Raw genomic sequence first — 14,302 nt, 5'->3', positions numbered from 1 at the left:
TTCTGATGGAGGTTTTCATGGAGCAACGGGCCTGTCGGGCGTGGCCCGCGGAGGTAGACGACCTAAGAATGCGATGGCACCACCGGAAAGCGGTGTTGACCGCCGGATCAGAGCGGCTATGCCGATTCAACGCTATTTGAGCCTATTCTTTAGTCCCGGCGTGGTCGGAAGCGAGGCTGGAGCCACAAAGCGAGATCCTGCAAGCCCTAAGCCGCGTTCGGCTTGGAACGTCTTGTCCCTTCGCTTGGCGTCGAGGTTAGGGCGCTTCGCGCGAACGACGCACAGGGTCTGACCCGACCGCCGTTATGCAAGATTGGGGGGCGGCGCCGCTTGAGTTCAATCTGTTTCGCATCGTGACCCGCTCGCACGAAGCCCTGAGCCCGAGGCGCGGCGTCGCGCGCAGTCCGTTCGCTCATCGCCGCGGGACCATCCCGCTCTCGAACAGAGGAGCAATCGCATGAAGATCGGGGTTGTCGGAGCCGGGCATGTCGGGGCCACCGCCGCCTACGCCATGATGATGCGCGGCGTCGGGTCGGAGATTGTGCTCGTCGACACCAACACGGACCTGGCGGTCGCCCAGGCGCACGACATTCTGGACGCCACGCCCTGGGCTTATCCGGTCCGCGTCCGCGCTGGGGAGGCTTCCGATCTCGACAGCGCAGGAATTGTCGTCATCGCCGCCGGGTCCGCCCAGAGACCTGGGGAGAGCCGGCTGGATCTGTTGTCGCGCAATGCCACAATCTTCGCCAAAATCGTTCCCTCGGTGCTAGCGGCGGCGCCGGACACGATCATCCTCGTGGCGTCAAATCCGGTCGACGTCATGACCCAGATCGTGACCGTCCTCGCCGGCCGACTGGGCGTCCCGCCGCGGCGCGTGATCGGGTCCGGGACGATCCTCGACTCGGCGCGGTTCCGCACGATTCTCGCTGCGCATCTCGGGATCAGCCCTTCATACATCGACGCCCGCGTGCTCGGCGAACATGGCGACAGCGAGGTGTTGCACTGGTCAGGGGCCGTGGCTGGCGACATGCCGGTGGCGGAGGCCGCCCGCCAGATGGGGCGGGACCTGACGGAGGCCGACCGCAGCCGCATCGACGCCGCGGTGCGCCGCGCCGCCTATGACATCATCAAGGGCAAGGGAGCGACGTGGTTCGGCGTCGCTGGCGGCCTCGCCCGGATCGCTCAGGTTATTCGCGGCGACGAGCGGGCGCTGATCACCTGCTCCATGTCGATGGCCGAGTTCCACGGCGTGAACGAAGTGGCGCTGTCCCTGCCCCGCGTGCTTGGGGCCGCCGGAGTGATGGCGACCTTCATGCCGCGTCTCGACGATGGGGAACGCGCCGCGCTGAAGCGGAGCGCCGAGATCTTGAAGGAGGCCGCAGAAGGGCTGCGCCTCTAGAATCGCCGGCGCCCCCGCCGCCGAGATTTTGCGCGCGGTCGCGCTCCCTCTTCCGCATAGCCCGTCGACAAATGGGCGGAATTCGATGCCTTTGCGGGAGCAGGCCGGAGTGAGGGAATCGGGTTCGATCGATTTCCCATCTCGCCTTAGAGAAGCCCCAGCGCTGCCAGTTCGCGGCGCAGCGCCTCGGGCATCTCGGCGAGGCCCGGCTGGGATTCGTCGAGATCCGGCGGCGCGTCCTTCGGTTCGTAGTAGCGCCAGCCCTGGAACGCCCGCATCGGCCGGGGCGCGACCGCGACGACGTCGCCGTCGAGCCACAGCTTGCAGCGCCCGATCCCGTCCGAATCCATGAACGGCTCGACCGCGACAATTCGTTGGCGCGCGGCGATATGGCCCTTAATGACCCAGTAGAGCGACCCGCCGCCCGTCAGTTCTTGCGCGCGCCTCGGGACCATGCGCGTGACATGCGCGTGGCGGCGCGTCGCGCCGCGCGCGGCGGCCGCCTTCATCCGCGCGCTCATCCACTCGCGAAGGTCTTCAAGCGAGTCCGCTCCGACGCAGAGTTTGATCAGGTGAAGCGTCATCCCCATCCCTCGGCATGCGGCGAGAGCCGTCGGATGCCCGGCGGCGTCCGTCGTTATCCCGGGCATCGACACGAATGGCTAGCCTCAATCGACGGTTTGGGATTCCCGCATCGCCGCCAGCTCCGCTTCAACGCGGCTGGTATAAATATCTTCCAGTATGCCGAACTTGACGGTCCGAATTCCCGACCGAATGACCTTTGCCGGATTGCCCGCTACGATCGAGCCCGAAGGGACATCCTTCGTGACCACGGCGCCGCTTCCGACAATGCAATAGTCGCCGACCCGGACACCCGGCATCACGATCGCCTTGGCGCCCACGAAACAGTTCTTCCCGATATAGGTGTCTGTGTGCAGGAGACGAGACATGTCGTCCGCAAAGATTATCGAATCGAACGCGACATAGGTGCCTTCGCCAATATGAATGCCGCGCGGATTGGTGAAATCCATCCGCGCGCGCAAGGAAATCCGGACATTGTCACCAATGTCCATTCCGAGCACCCGGCGATAGAACACGACGTTAGCCTTGAGGACGAACTCCCGCGCCTTCAGGAATGTCCGACGGGCGAAACTTCGCTGATTCTTCGGTTTTTTAGCTGACGTCAACGATCGTCTCTATTCGTTGCTCGGAAGGTCATATTTCGCCTCACAAAACACAGATCGCTTGTGTCGCAACGCACCGTGATGTATGCATTGCCCCGTTTATCAAGTCAAGCGAAGCTCAACCCCAGTATAACGCAAGCGCGCTGGCTTGTGGAATGGAGTCCTTGCGGCTCTCGCGCTCCAACGGAGGCGGCGCAGGTCGCCCTCCGCCACGCGACAACGAGGCGCAGAAAACCGATGCGCGTGATGACGATTTCGGGCGCCATCGCGATAGTGGTTGTCGCAACTGTCGCCGTCGCCGGGCTCGTCGCTCGGAACGCATGGATCAAGAACAAAATCGCCGCTCTGAGCGGCCCACCGGCGATCGCATTCGCCGAAGACAATAGCCATCTTCCTTCCAAACGCGACCGTCTCCGGGTGGTCCTGATTGGCGACTCGAGCTTCGGGCGCTTGCCGACAGGGAAAGTGGACGACCGATGGCAATTCATTAACCGAGGCGTCGGCGGTGAAACGACGGCTCAGATCGCACAACGTTTCGACAGGGACGCCCTGGCCCTGTCTCCGGATGTCGTGGTTCTCTGGGCGGGCGTCAACGATCTCGTCGCCGCCGAGTTCCTCGATCCCGCCGCCCGTCGGGCGACCGTGGACAGGACGTTCGAGACGTTGGTCGATCTAACGCGCCGCGGGGCCGGTCGGGGCGTGCGCGTCATCCTGGCGACGATCGCGCCCCCATCGCGCCCGGACTTGCTGCGTCTGCCTGTGTGGCGGGAGTCCGTCAGGGACGCCGTCGCCGACGTCAATCGCAGGATCCGAGAATTCAGCGCGAAATCGGGAGTCGGTCTCGCTGATTTCGCCGCGGCGCTTGACAGTGGCGACCGTCGAACCCCTGAAGCGTACCGTGCGGATACGCTGCACTTGAACGCCGCCGGCTACCAAAGGGTGGAGCAGGAGCTTTGCCGAGCCTTGGCGGATTGATCGACGCGCGCGGCCTGTCACTCGGCGGGCGCCTCGACCTTCATGATCCGCTCGCCCATCTCAACCTGATCGCCCACGTTCGAGACGAGATCGCGAATCACCCCTGCGAAAGGCGCGTTCAGGGCGTGCTCCATCTTCATCGCCTCGACCACCGCGAGCCGCTGGCCGGCCTCGACCGTGTCCCCTTCTTCGACGAACAGGGCTGCAACCCGGCCGTTCATCGGCGCCCGCACGCCTCCGTCGCCCTCCTCCGGTCCCCCCGCCGAGCGCTCCAGCGGATCGATCAATGCGACGTAGGCCTGCCGGCCACCGAGGAAGGCGAAGACGCCGTCCGGGGTCTCGAGCAGGGTAGGCGCACGGTCGTCGGGCGCGGACCCGCGCCGTCCTGCAGGCTCGAGCGCATGATCCCCTTCCTCCATGACATGCAGACGTTCGGGCTTGCCGTCGACCAGCACGTCGAGACCGACCCGCCTCGCGCCGGTCAGTTCGAACGCGTCGGCGATCCCCCAGGGATCGTAAGGCGAGGCCGGCAAGCGCCGCGCGGCGTCGCGGCGATCCATGAGTACGCGCGCCGCCGCGAGCACCGCGCGCGGGCTCGGCGGAAGCGGCGCCGCGCCGAGCGCGACGAGACGGGCGTCGATGAAGCCGGTGTCGAACGCGCCCGCCGCAATCTCGGGGCTCTGCATCAGCACGCGCAAGAAGCGCAGATTGGTCTTCGGCCCGATGACGATCGCGCGGTCGAGCTCCCGACTGAGCGCTGCGAGCGCCTCATCCCGGCTCGGGGCATGGACGATCAGCTTGGCGATCATCGGGTCGTAGTAGGGGGTCACGCTGTCGCCGGCGGCGACGCCCGTGTCGACCCGCACGCCCGCCCGCTCCGGCTCCCCGCCGAGGCTCATCGCCAGAATTCGTCCGGGAGAGGGCAGGAAATTGTGCTCCGGATCCTCGGCGTAGATGCGCGCTTCGATCGCCGCCCCACGGCATGCGATCGCCTCCTGCCGGAGCGGCAGGGGCTCTCCGGCGGCGACGCGGAACTGCCATTCGACGAGATCGAGGCCCGTCACCGCCTCCGTCACCGGGTGCTCGACCTGCAGCCGCGTGTTCATCTCCAGGAAGAAGAAGTCGTTCGGCCCCAGGCCGCGCGAGGCGTCGGCGATAAACTCGACCGTGCCAGCGCCCTCGTACCCTGCAGCAAGCGCCGCACCAGTGGCCGCCTTCGCCATGGCCGCGCGCGTCTCCTCCGGGAGACCCGGCGACGGGCATTCCTCGATCACCTTCTGGTGGCGCCGTTGCAGCGAGCAATCGCGCTCGAAGAGATGGACGCAGTCTCCATGCCGGTCGGCGAACACCTGCATCTCGATGTGACGCGGCGAGGCGACGTACTTCTCGATCAGGACCCGTCCATCTCCGAAAGCCGACTGCGCCTCGCGGCTCGCGCTTTCCAGCGCCGCTTCGAAATCGACATGCGCGTCGACCCGCCGCATGCCGCGCCCGCCCCCGCCGGCGATCGCCTTGATCAGGACCGGATAGCCGATCTCATAGGCTTTTTCGCGCAGGAACTTCGGGGTCTGGTTGTCGCCGTGGTAGCCGGGCACCACCGGAACCCCGGCCTTTTGCATCAGCGCCTTGGCTGAATTCTTGAGCCCCATCGCGCGCATCGCCGCCGGCGGCGGACCGACAAAGACGACGCCCGCCAACCCGCAAGACTCGGCGAACTCCGCATTCTCCGACAGGAAACCGTAGCCCGGATGGAGACATTCCGCGCCAACCCGACGCGCCAAGTCCACGATCGCAGCCCCGTCGAGGTAACCGCTCGCCCCTTCGCCGATTTCATGAGCCTCATCGGCGAGCCGCGTGAACATGGCCCCCCTGTCCGCCGGGGTATGAAGCGCGACCGGCTTGATCCCCAACCGACGCGCCGTGTGGATGATTCGGCAAGCGATCTCGCCGCGGTTGGCGATCAGGACGTTTGCGAACATGGGGGCCTCCCGAATGTCCCTGTCTATCCAAGGCGTGTCGGGATGGCGAGAGGCGCTCGGTCCAGGGTTCATGATCCCGCCGCAAAGGCTCCATAGGGGATCTGTGCTCGCCGTGGGTGGCCGCATCGGGCTTCGGTCGGCCGCGTGGTCAAATGGCTGTCGCCACGAGCAGCGGAGGATCGCCCGCCGACGAAGGATCCTCGCTGCCCATGAGCCTCGTGAACAAGGCGCTCGTCACTCTCCGCCGTGCTTTCGGCGCGCTTTCGCCGGACACGTCGGCGCCCGAGCCTCCGCCGGTTGCGCCGCCGCTGGCCGCGGAAGTTTCGCCGGTCGCGACGAAGACCGCCGCCGAACGGCGCATGCCTCCGGAGGCTGGAACGATCGACGCCGCCGCTTCGCTCGCAGACAGTCCGTGGACGCCGGCGAGGCTCCATCCTGCCCGGCGCCCCGCGCCCTGGCCTCCGGAAAACCTCTCGCTCGCGCTCCAGGGCGGCGGCTCATTCGGCGCGTTCACCTGGGGAGTCCTCGACCGCCTGCTGGAAGAACCTGACATCGATTTCGACGCGGTGAGCGGTTCGAGCGCCGGCGCGGTCAACGCCGTCCTCCTCGCTTCCGGCATGATCGACGGCGGGCGGGAGGGCGCGAGGGCGAAGCTCTCGCGGTTCTGGCGGCGGGTCAGCCAGGCCGCCGCCCTGGCGCCGTCGGCGTCGTCGCCTGTCGCCGCAGGCCTCGAACTGATCATGCGGGTGATGTCCCCCTACCAGTTCAACCCCTTCAACGTGAACCCGCTGCGCGAAGCGCTGGAAGCGGAAGTGGACTTCGATCGGGTACGGGAACAGTCCAAGATCAAGCTCCTGCTCGGCGCGACGCGCGTTCTCGACGGAAGTCTCCGCATCCTGACCAACGAGGAGCTGACGGTCGACGCAGTCCTGGCGTCCGCCTGCCTGCCGCTTCTGCATCATGCGATCGAACTGGATGGCGAGCCGTACTGGGACGGCGGTTACGCGGCCAATCCTCCACTCATTCCGCTGGTGCGCGCATCGGACTCGACCCATATCCTGATTGTGCAAGTGACCCCGAACATGTCGGACCGGCTGCCGAAAACGACGAGCGAAATCGCCGCCAGGATCGAGCAGATCCAGTTCAACGCGACCCTGAGCAGCGAGCTCGAAGCGCTCAAGTATGGCAAGATTATCGGGGCGGCGGACAAGCTTCGCCGGCTCCGCATCGGGCGGATCTCCGCTGACGACCACTTCGAGGGGTTCGGCGAAGAGAGCGCGAGCAACCTGCGCTGGGACTTTCTCGAGCGCCTCCAACTCGGCGGCCGCGCCGCCGCCGAACTCTGGCTCGATCAGGGCCTTCCTGCGCTTCGACGGCCCGCGTGACGCGCACAGGCGGATCGACGCCGGTTAGCGCCATCCATTGCGACGGACGTCAATTCGGCTGATGTCCCCGCGCGCGGCGCGCGACACGCGCCGGCATTTCGAGGTCTGGGACAAGAAAATACTACGATTCGTTTTATTCGCGGGGGCGTTGACCGGGCTCGCCGCATCGCAAGCGCCAGCGCAAACCGCGCAGGTGGGTCAACTCGTCTGCGACGTGTCAGCCGGCGTCGGCATGATTCTGATGCAGAAGCAGACCATGCGTTGCCTGTTCACGCCAGCCAATGGCGCGCCGCCGGAGCCGTATCTGGGGCGCATCGACGAATTCGGCGTCGCACTCGGCGAGGTCAGCCAGGGGCAATTGATCTGGGGCGTCGTCGCTCCGGCTACCGGGGTTCCGCGCGGCGCCCTGTCGGGAACTTACGTCGGCGTCGGCGCCGAAGCGAGCGCAGGCGCTGGCTTGGGCGCGAACGTGCTGGTGGGCGGGACAGGACGCGCCTTCTCGCTGCAGCCCGTTTCGGTTGAAGGACAGGTCGGGCTCAACATCGCCGGCGGGGTGACCACCGTGACGCTGCTTCCGCCGCCGGCGAACTGATCGCGCCGCCATCGGCCTCGGACCGGCCGACCGAAATCTTCGTTGGACCGGGCGCGCGGCGCTCTCTGCAGCACGGGCTTCGCGCGCCTGCCGGAGGAAAACCATTCCGGCTTGTCGAATGTATCAAACTAGGGCAATTGTCGGGTGGTCGGGCCAGCGGAGGGGCGGCAATGAGCAGTAACGACGACACGGACGGCGCGGCGCCCGACGAGCGACGGTCAGAGGCTGCGAAGCGGGCCCACCAGGCGATCGACGCAGCGCGGGAATTCGTCGGCGGAGCGGATCTCGATCAACTGCGCGCAAAGGCGGCGGACGCCGCGACTTCCCTGTACCGGGAGGGTCGCGATCGCCTGGCCAACAGCCCGGAGATCGCCAAGGCCAAAGACGACCTGCGCGAGTCGATCCGTAAGAACCCCCTCGCCGCTGTCGGAATCGCGTTTACTGCGGGCCTTCTGATCGCCCTCATCACCCGCGGCTGATCGACGATGACCAACGAAATCGTCGCCCTCGTTCAAGAGCAGGTCGCGTCCAGGGTGCGGCGCGTCGTCGTGCCGGCGGCGTTTGCTGTGGTCGGCGCCATATTCGTCCTTTTCACCGTCGCGGGGTTGTTCGCGGCCTTGTTCTTTTGGCTCGAGCCGGAGCATGGTCCCGCCAGCGCGGCGCTGCTCTGCGCCGTCGTCGCCCTCGTCCTTGCCGGCATCGCTTTCGTTCCGCTCCTGTTCGGGCGACGGAAGCCCCCTCCCCCGAAAACCGAAATGTTCCCGCAGTTCGTCACGCTGATGGCGAAGTCCGCGCCAGGCCTGGCGCCGCGCCAGCTCATTCTGGCCGGGGTCCTCGTCGGCGCGGCCCTGCTGCTTTCCGCGCGCGGCGGCAAGAAGTAAGAACAACGCGCCAAGGCCACGCTTCGCGAAGCCTTGGCGGCGCGACCTGCTGCGCAAGCCTCTTCACGTCGACTGACGAGTCAACCGGCGCGGGTCATTCGACGAAGTACTCTTCGTCAATTCCCTTCAGCTCGTAAATGTCCTTCACCCTCACGCCGACCTGGTGCCTGATCATCAGGCTGGCGAGCGCGGAACCGTCGATCAACACGACCCGCTTCGAGACGCGGGCGATGAAGTCGTACGCGGTCGACGGAAAGTAGGACGTGGTGACGAACACGCCTTTGGTGGCGCGGTGGGCTTCGAGACCGCCGACGAAATCCCGCACCTCGCGCAGCGGAACGCCCTTGTCGGGATCGAGCCGCTTGGCCTGCACGTAAACGACATCGAGGCCGAGCGCGTCCTGATTAATGACGCCGTCGACGCCGCCGTCGCCGACCCGGCCAAGCGTGCGACCCGTCTCTGTCCGACCGCCTCCGTAACCCATCCTGACCAGCAGATCGATGATCAGCCGCTCGAAAAAGGCGGGCGAGAAGGAATGAACGCGGTCGACGATCTGGCGCGAAAGGTCGGAATTCAGCAGTTCGAAGTTGGAAGCAATTGTCTCCTCCGGGTTTTCCGGCGTGTCGCGGGGGACGCGTCCCTCCGCCTTGTTTTGGGCGCGCCATGCGACGAACTCCGGATAGCGCTCGAGCAGGCCAAGATCGATCTCTTTGACTCCTTCGGCGAGCAGTGCGCGGCCGCGATCGGAGGCGCGGCAGAAGCCGCGCCGCGGCGTCCCGATAAGACAGGCTTTCGCCAGGTATGAGCGAGCCCAGTTCATCCGGTTGGCGAATACAGACTGATTGCCGCTGCGCAGCATTCGCGCACGTTCTTCCACCGGAAGCTTCAGCGCCTTGAAGACTTCATCCTCGAGCGCGACGACGCCGATCTCCTCGTAGCGGCGCTCGAGCGCCTGAAGGATCGGAAGCATGAGCTGCTGAAAGCTCGGCAAGCCCATGCCCGGCATTCTGTCCCAGGAGGTGACTACATGCGAAACACGCCGAACCGCGTGGGTTCGGCCGGCGCGTTCAGCGTCGCCGAGAACGCCAGCGAGAGGACCCGTCTCGTCTCCTGCGGCGTCACCACGCCATCGTCCCACAACCGGGCTGTCGCATAGTAAGGCGACCCCTCCGTCTCGTATTTCGCGCGTATCGGCGCCTTGAAAATTTCCTCCTGCTCCGTCGTCCATTCCCGCCCCTCCGCTTCGATAGATTCCCGGCGAAGCGTCGCGAGAACGCTTGCCGCCTGCTCTCCGCCCATCACGCTGATCCGCGCGTTCGGCCACGTGAACAGAAATCGTGGCCCGTAGGCGCGCCCCGCCATCCCGTAGTTCCCCGCCCCAAACGATCCGCCGAAGATGAGCGTGATCTTCGGCACGTTGGCGCACGCGACGGCGGTAACCAGCTTCGCCCCGTCCTTGGCGATGCCGCCGGCTTCGTAGCGTTGCCCCACCATGAAGCCGGATATGTTTTGCAGAAACAGCAGCGGCACGCCGCGCTGTGCGCAAAGCTCGATGAAATGCGTCCCTTTGAGCGCGCTGTCGGAGAACAGGACTCCGTTGTTGGCGAGAATGCCGATCAAAAGGCCCGAAAGTCGTGCGAAGCCGGCGACCAACGTCGTGCCGTATCTCGGCTTGAAGGCGTCGAACTCCGATCCGTCGACGAGTCTCGCGATGATCTCGTGCGCGTCGACCTGCTGGCGCAGGTCGAGTGGAGCGATCCGCAACAGTTCGTCGGCCGGATAGAGAGGCTCTACCGGCTTCGACCACTCGACGGCGCGCTTGGGCGTGCGATTGAGGTTTCCGACGGCCCGACGCGCGAGGGCCAGCGCATGCGCGTCGTCGCGCGCCAGGGTGTCAGCCACACCCGACACGCGAGTGTGCAGATCCCCGCCGCCGAGATCCTCTGCGCTGACCGTCTCGCCCGTGGCCGCTTTGACCAAGGGCGGTCCGCCGAGAAAAATCGTGCCCTGCTTTTCGACAATGATCGTTTCATCGGACATCGCCGGCACATAGGCGCCGCCGGCCGTGCACGAGCCCATCACAACGGCGATCTGCGCGATCCCGGCCGCGGACATGCGCGCCTGATTGAAGAAGATACGGCCGAAATGCTCGCGATCCGGGAAAACCTCGGCCTGGTGCGGCAGATTGGCGCCGCCCGAATCCACCAAGTAGACGCACGACAGATGGTTCTCGGCCGCGATCTCCTGGGCGCGCAGGTGCTTCTTGACCGTCATCGGGTAATAGGCGCCGCCCTTGATCGTCGGGTCATTGGCAATGATCATCGTTTCGCGGCCATGGATGAGGCCGATCCCCGTGACGAGTCCGGCGCCGTGGACGTCGCCCTCGTACATTCCGAACGCCGCGAGCGCGCCGATTTCGAGGAAAGGGGAATTGGGATCGACAAGGCGCGCGACGCGCTCGCGGGCCAAGAGCTTGCCCCGGCCGACATGGCGCTCTCGCGCCTTGACCGAGCCTCCTTCGGCTGCGGCGCGGCGGCGGACCTGCAGCTCATCGATCAGAGCCGTCCAGCCCGCGACATTCGAATCGTCCTCGTTCGTTCGGACGCCCAGCCCGCTTTTCAATCGTGTCATGCCGCTCGCCTTCCGAGGGTCGTCGAGACTCTCCCATGTCCCCAGAGAACCCGCTTGTGTACGGTGTCACCAGAGGCGCATACTTGGACCCGACCCGTTGCAAATTGGATAACCTTCCGTTGCGAAATGTATAATTTTACCCAACGGAATTTCCAGATTCGACTGGCCTTGGCAGAGGCCGCGTGGCGTTGATCTTGGAATAGTCGATATGACGCCGACCCTCTTCGTCGACCCAGATGATGTCCTCATACTCCTGATCGAAGCGGACATCCTGGGCAGCGAAAACGCCGCGCGCATGCACTGTCTGCCCCGAAGTTTCGTCGAAGCCGACGATGCTAACGACGAAATTGATCTCGCTCGACATCAGCGCCTCGCTGTCCAGGCCGAAAAGCGGACTGTCCGCCTCGATCGGATGAAACAAGACCCAGCTCAGCGCCAGCGTCGGGTTTTCCGACTTGACGAGCCGCATCGGTTGGAAGCTGACCAGCCGCCCGCCTTCCCGCGAGACGTGGGGCCCGATCATCCACGTTTTCGCCGTCGCTTCGCTGATGAAGTTGCTGCGCGCGTTGGCCATCCGGAACATGAGCGTCGGCAAGCCTTCGTAGGGGCAGACGACCGGATTGTGGGCGAAGATGATCCGCGCCCGCGGCCGTGAGATGCGGGCGAAGACGAGACCGGTCATCATCGCGAGCAGCATCATGCCGACGAAATTCTCGATCGTCGCGACGATGTGGCCATAGCCGGTCTGCGGGTGCATATCGCCATAGCCGACGGTGGACGACGTTTCGACGCTGAAGAAGAAGAGGTCGGCGAGCCCCTCGCGAGCATTGGCGATCGGCCGGTCGCCGAGGTCGTAGATAAGGGCGAAGACCGCGTTCAGCAAAAAGAAGGCCGCCGCCAGCGCCGCGATGAAAATCGGCCAGGAGGCCGTCATCGCGTTATGGTAGAAGTCGGTCCAGGCGTTGCTCTCGAGGCCCTCGGCGATGATCCGGCGCCCGCCGATCCTGCGCGAATGCGGGTGGGCGCCCCGCCGTGGCTCACGCACGCCTTCGCCGCCGGCCTCGCTCAAGGCGCCGTCATCCTCAAACCGCTTCGTATTTCTCGATGCGCCACGGCTCGGCTTCGCCTTGGGCGATCCAGGCTTTCCACGCCGGGAGCGCCATGACCGCGTCCATATAGGCGCGCGAGGCCGCCGAAACCGGCACGGCGTAGGCGTGGAAACGGTTGACCACCGGGGCGAACATCGCGTCGGCCGCGCAGAAGCGCCCGAACAAGAATGGCCCCGCCCTGCCGAAGGTCTCGCGCGCGTGCGCCCACGCGGCCTCGATCCGGGCGATGTCGGCCTTGACGGCCTCGCTCAGCGCAATCGCCTTGGGAGCGCGGCGGAAGTTGGTCGGGCACGCCTCCCGGAGCGCCTGAAAGCCGCCGTGCATCTCGTTGGCGAGCGAGCGGGCGTGGGCGCGCGCCGCCTTGCCCCGCGGCCAGATCGCCTTCTCCGGATAGAGCTCGGCGACATATTCGATGATCGCAAGCGACTCCCATACCGCAATCTTGCCGTCGTGCAGGGAGGGACATTTTCCCGTTGGAGCGTATTTCAGCATCGCTTCGCGGGTCTCGGGCTCGCCCATCGGAATCACCACCTCCTCGAACGGGATCTTGAAATGGGCGAGCAGAATCCACGGTCTCAGCGACCACGACGAGTAAGCCTTGTTGGCGACCACGAGCTTGAGCGGCATCGACGACTTCCGAGGGCATGGAGCAGGAGTGATCGGCGCGCGGGAAAGACGAGTCAAGCCGGTGCGGGATTGACGGCGCGGGCGCCGCGCTCCAAACAGCGTTGGCCCTTCCGGAGCCGCAGCCCTTGTCCCCTCCGTCCGTCGCCCTTGTCGTCGTCGCGGCTGGCCGCGGCGCCCGCGTCGGCGCGAGCCAGCCGAAGCAGTACCTCCCTTGCGCCGGCAAGCCCCTCCTCGCCTGGACGCTCGAGGCGCTGCTCGCCGCCCGGCCGTTTGCGGCGACGACGGTCGTGATCCATGCCGACGACCGTCCCCTGTACGACGCCGCGCTTAGAAGCCTGCCGCCGGACGCGCGGGCAAACATCGGGCCGCCCTCGTCCGGCGGCGCGACGCGCCAGGAGAGCGTGCGCGCCGGGCTCGAAGCGCTCGCGGCGGCGCCGCCCGACCTCGTGCTGATCCACGACGCCGCCCGCCCCTTTCCCTCGCCTGGGCTCGTCGCCCGGGCCGTGGCGGCGGCCGAGGCGCACGGCGCGGCGGCCCCGGGCGCGCGACTCAGCGACACGGTCAAGCAAGTCGATGCGGACGGTATGGTGCTCGCCACCCCGCCGCGCGCGGCGCTGAGGGCTGTGCAAACGCCGCAGGCCTTCCGCTTTTCCCTCATTCTGGAGGCGCACCGGCGCGCCGCCGCGGCCGGAGTGAGCGACCTCACCGACGACGTCGCGGCAGCGGAATGGGCAGGCTCCCCCGCCTTCGTGTTCGAGGGCGATCCACTGAACTTCAAGGTGACGACCATGCCCGACCTCGGCGCCGCCGAGGCGCGGATCATGGGCGCGGCCGGCGAGACCCGCGTCGGCCAGGGCTTTGACGTCCACGCCTTCGCCCCGGGCGACCATGTCTGGCTCTGCGGCGTGCGCGTCCCCCATACCCACGCGCTCGCCGGCCATTCGGACGCCGACGTCGCGCTGCACGCGCTCGCCGACGCGATCTACGGGGCGCTTGCCGAGGGCGACATCGGGGCGCATTTTCCGCCGTCCGACCCACAATGGAAGGGCACGGCCTCAAAAGTCTTCCTCGCCCACGCGGCGGAGCGGGTCCGTGCCCGCGGCGGCTTCATCGTCCTCCTCGACGCGACGCTGATCTGCGAGGCCCCCAAAATCGGCCCGCACCGGGAGGCGATGCGCGCGCGCATGGCCGAGATCGCCGGCCTCGACGTCGGCCGCGTCTCGGTCAAGGCGACCACGACCGAGCGGCTCGGATTTACCGGTCGGAGCGAGGGGATGGCCTGTCTCGCGACCGCGACCCTGCGCCTCCCCTGACCCTGCCGGCCGCCTCGCCGTCTTGGCCCCGTTTTGAGCGTTTCCAAAGCCTTGCGGCGCCTTTTCCAACCCTCCTCGCGAGCGTGGGCCGCGACGCGCGCTGTGCCGGCCCAAGGCTAATGTGATTATATCAAATCGATACATGATGATTCTAATCTGATACATCATCCATGCATTCGGAAACCCGCGACGATCCGGGCGGCCGCCTGAAAGGTCCCGGCGGGTCC

The 14,302-nt window shown here is 66.4% G+C and carries 14 protein-coding genes; 7 read left to right on the top strand and 7 right to left on the bottom strand.

The window, feature by feature from the left end; all coding sequences use genetic code 11:
• The first annotated feature begins 457 nt into the window (after positions 1 to 457).
• Positions 458 to 1,399 (top strand): L-lactate dehydrogenase, encoded by a 942-nt coding sequence (locus tag ACLP25_RS21095; protein WP_442471109.1) that lies wholly within the window; start codon positions 458 to 460, stop codon positions 1,397 to 1,399.
• A gap of 146 nt (positions 1,400 to 1,545) precedes the next feature.
• Here the strand turns inward: ACLP25_RS21095 and ACLP25_RS21090 are convergent, their stop codons facing one another.
• Both ACLP25_RS21090 and ACLP25_RS21085 read right to left on the bottom strand, forming a co-directional pair.
• Positions 1,546 to 1,983, bottom strand: coding sequence for a DUF1489 family protein (locus ACLP25_RS21090; RefSeq protein ID WP_442471108.1), 438 nt, complete (start codon positions 1,981 to 1,983; stop codon positions 1,546 to 1,548).
• Between the two features lie 84 nt (positions 1,984 to 2,067).
• The gene (locus tag ACLP25_RS21085) at positions 2,068 to 2,496 is read right to left on the bottom strand and encodes an acyltransferase (protein WP_442471107.1); all 429 of its coding nucleotides are present in this window, start codon (positions 2,494 to 2,496) and stop codon (positions 2,068 to 2,070) included.
• A gap of 333 nt (positions 2,497 to 2,829) precedes the next feature.
• Here ACLP25_RS21085 and ACLP25_RS21080 point away from each other — a divergent pair, with 333 nt between their 5' ends.
• A complete protein-coding gene (locus ACLP25_RS21080) occupies positions 2,830 to 3,558 on the top strand; it encodes an SGNH/GDSL hydrolase family protein (RefSeq protein ID WP_442471106.1) in 729 nt (242 codons plus the stop codon).
• Positions 3,559 to 3,575: 17 nt separating this feature from the next.
• On the opposite strand, the gene ACLP25_RS21075 is transcribed toward ACLP25_RS21080, so the two are convergent.
• A complete protein-coding gene (locus ACLP25_RS21075) occupies positions 3,576 to 5,537 on the bottom strand; it encodes an ATP-binding protein (RefSeq protein WP_442471105.1) in 1,962 nt (653 codons plus the stop codon).
• A 209-nt stretch (positions 5,538 to 5,746) separates the two neighbouring features.
• Here ACLP25_RS21075 and ACLP25_RS21070 point away from each other — a divergent pair, with 209 nt between their 5' ends.
• The 4 genes from ACLP25_RS21070 to ACLP25_RS21055 all read left to right on the top strand — a co-directional run bounded on the left by ACLP25_RS21070 (position 5,747) and on the right by ACLP25_RS21055 (position 8,395).
• Positions 5,747 to 6,922, top strand: coding sequence for a patatin-like phospholipase family protein (locus ACLP25_RS21070; protein ID WP_442471104.1), 1,176 nt, complete (start codon positions 5,747 to 5,749; stop codon positions 6,920 to 6,922).
• A 61-nt stretch (positions 6,923 to 6,983) separates the two neighbouring features.
• Positions 6,984 to 7,514: a DUF992 domain-containing protein gene (locus tag ACLP25_RS21065; protein WP_442471103.1), complete on the top strand. Its 531-nt coding sequence runs from the start codon at positions 6,984 to 6,986 to the stop codon at positions 7,512 to 7,514.
• A 170-nt stretch (positions 7,515 to 7,684) separates the two neighbouring features.
• The gene (locus tag ACLP25_RS21060; RefSeq protein WP_442471102.1) at positions 7,685 to 7,993 is read left to right on the top strand and encodes a hypothetical protein; all 309 of its coding nucleotides are present in this window, start codon (positions 7,685 to 7,687) and stop codon (positions 7,991 to 7,993) included.
• A 6-nt stretch (positions 7,994 to 7,999) separates the two neighbouring features.
• Positions 8,000 to 8,395, top strand: coding sequence for a phage holin family protein (locus tag ACLP25_RS21055; RefSeq protein WP_442471101.1), 396 nt, complete (start codon positions 8,000 to 8,002; stop codon positions 8,393 to 8,395).
• A gap of 94 nt (positions 8,396 to 8,489) precedes the next feature.
• Here the strand turns inward: ACLP25_RS21055 and ACLP25_RS21050 are convergent, their stop codons facing one another.
• The 4 genes from ACLP25_RS21050 to ACLP25_RS21035 all read right to left on the bottom strand — a co-directional run bounded on the left by ACLP25_RS21050 (position 8,490) and on the right by ACLP25_RS21035 (position 12,762).
• Positions 8,490 to 9,392, bottom strand: a complete 903-nt coding sequence (locus ACLP25_RS21050) for a restriction endonuclease (RefSeq protein WP_442471100.1) — start codon at positions 9,390 to 9,392, stop codon at positions 8,490 to 8,492.
• Positions 9,393 to 9,418: 26 nt separating this feature from the next.
• Complete coding sequence (locus tag ACLP25_RS21045) at positions 9,419 to 11,026, bottom strand: carboxyl transferase domain-containing protein (protein ID WP_442471099.1); 1,608 nt, start codon at positions 11,024 to 11,026, stop codon at positions 9,419 to 9,421.
• 136 nt (positions 11,027 to 11,162) lie between these two features.
• Entirely contained in the window at positions 11,163 to 12,095 is a 933-nt protein-coding gene (locus tag ACLP25_RS21040) for an ion channel (protein ID WP_442471098.1), read from the bottom strand.
• Between the two features lie 13 nt (positions 12,096 to 12,108).
• Complete coding sequence (locus ACLP25_RS21035; RefSeq protein ID WP_442471097.1) at positions 12,109 to 12,762, bottom strand: glutathione S-transferase family protein; 654 nt, start codon at positions 12,760 to 12,762, stop codon at positions 12,109 to 12,111.
• A gap of 125 nt (positions 12,763 to 12,887) precedes the next feature.
• Between ACLP25_RS21035 and ACLP25_RS21030 the strand changes: the two genes are divergently transcribed.
• Complete coding sequence (locus ACLP25_RS21030) at positions 12,888 to 14,075, top strand: bifunctional 2-C-methyl-D-erythritol 4-phosphate cytidylyltransferase/2-C-methyl-D-erythritol 2,4-cyclodiphosphate synthase (RefSeq protein WP_442471096.1); 1,188 nt, start codon at positions 12,888 to 12,890, stop codon at positions 14,073 to 14,075.
• The last annotated feature ends 227 nt before the right edge of the window (positions 14,076 to 14,302 follow it).

It is taken from the genome of Roseiarcus sp., assembly GCF_052145395.1.
In the GTDB taxonomy this organism is placed as follows: domain Bacteria; phylum Pseudomonadota; class Alphaproteobacteria; order Rhizobiales; family Beijerinckiaceae; genus Roseiarcus.
The sequence above is the reverse complement of the archived record's forward strand: the minus strand, read 5'-3'. Positions and strand labels throughout refer to the sequence as shown.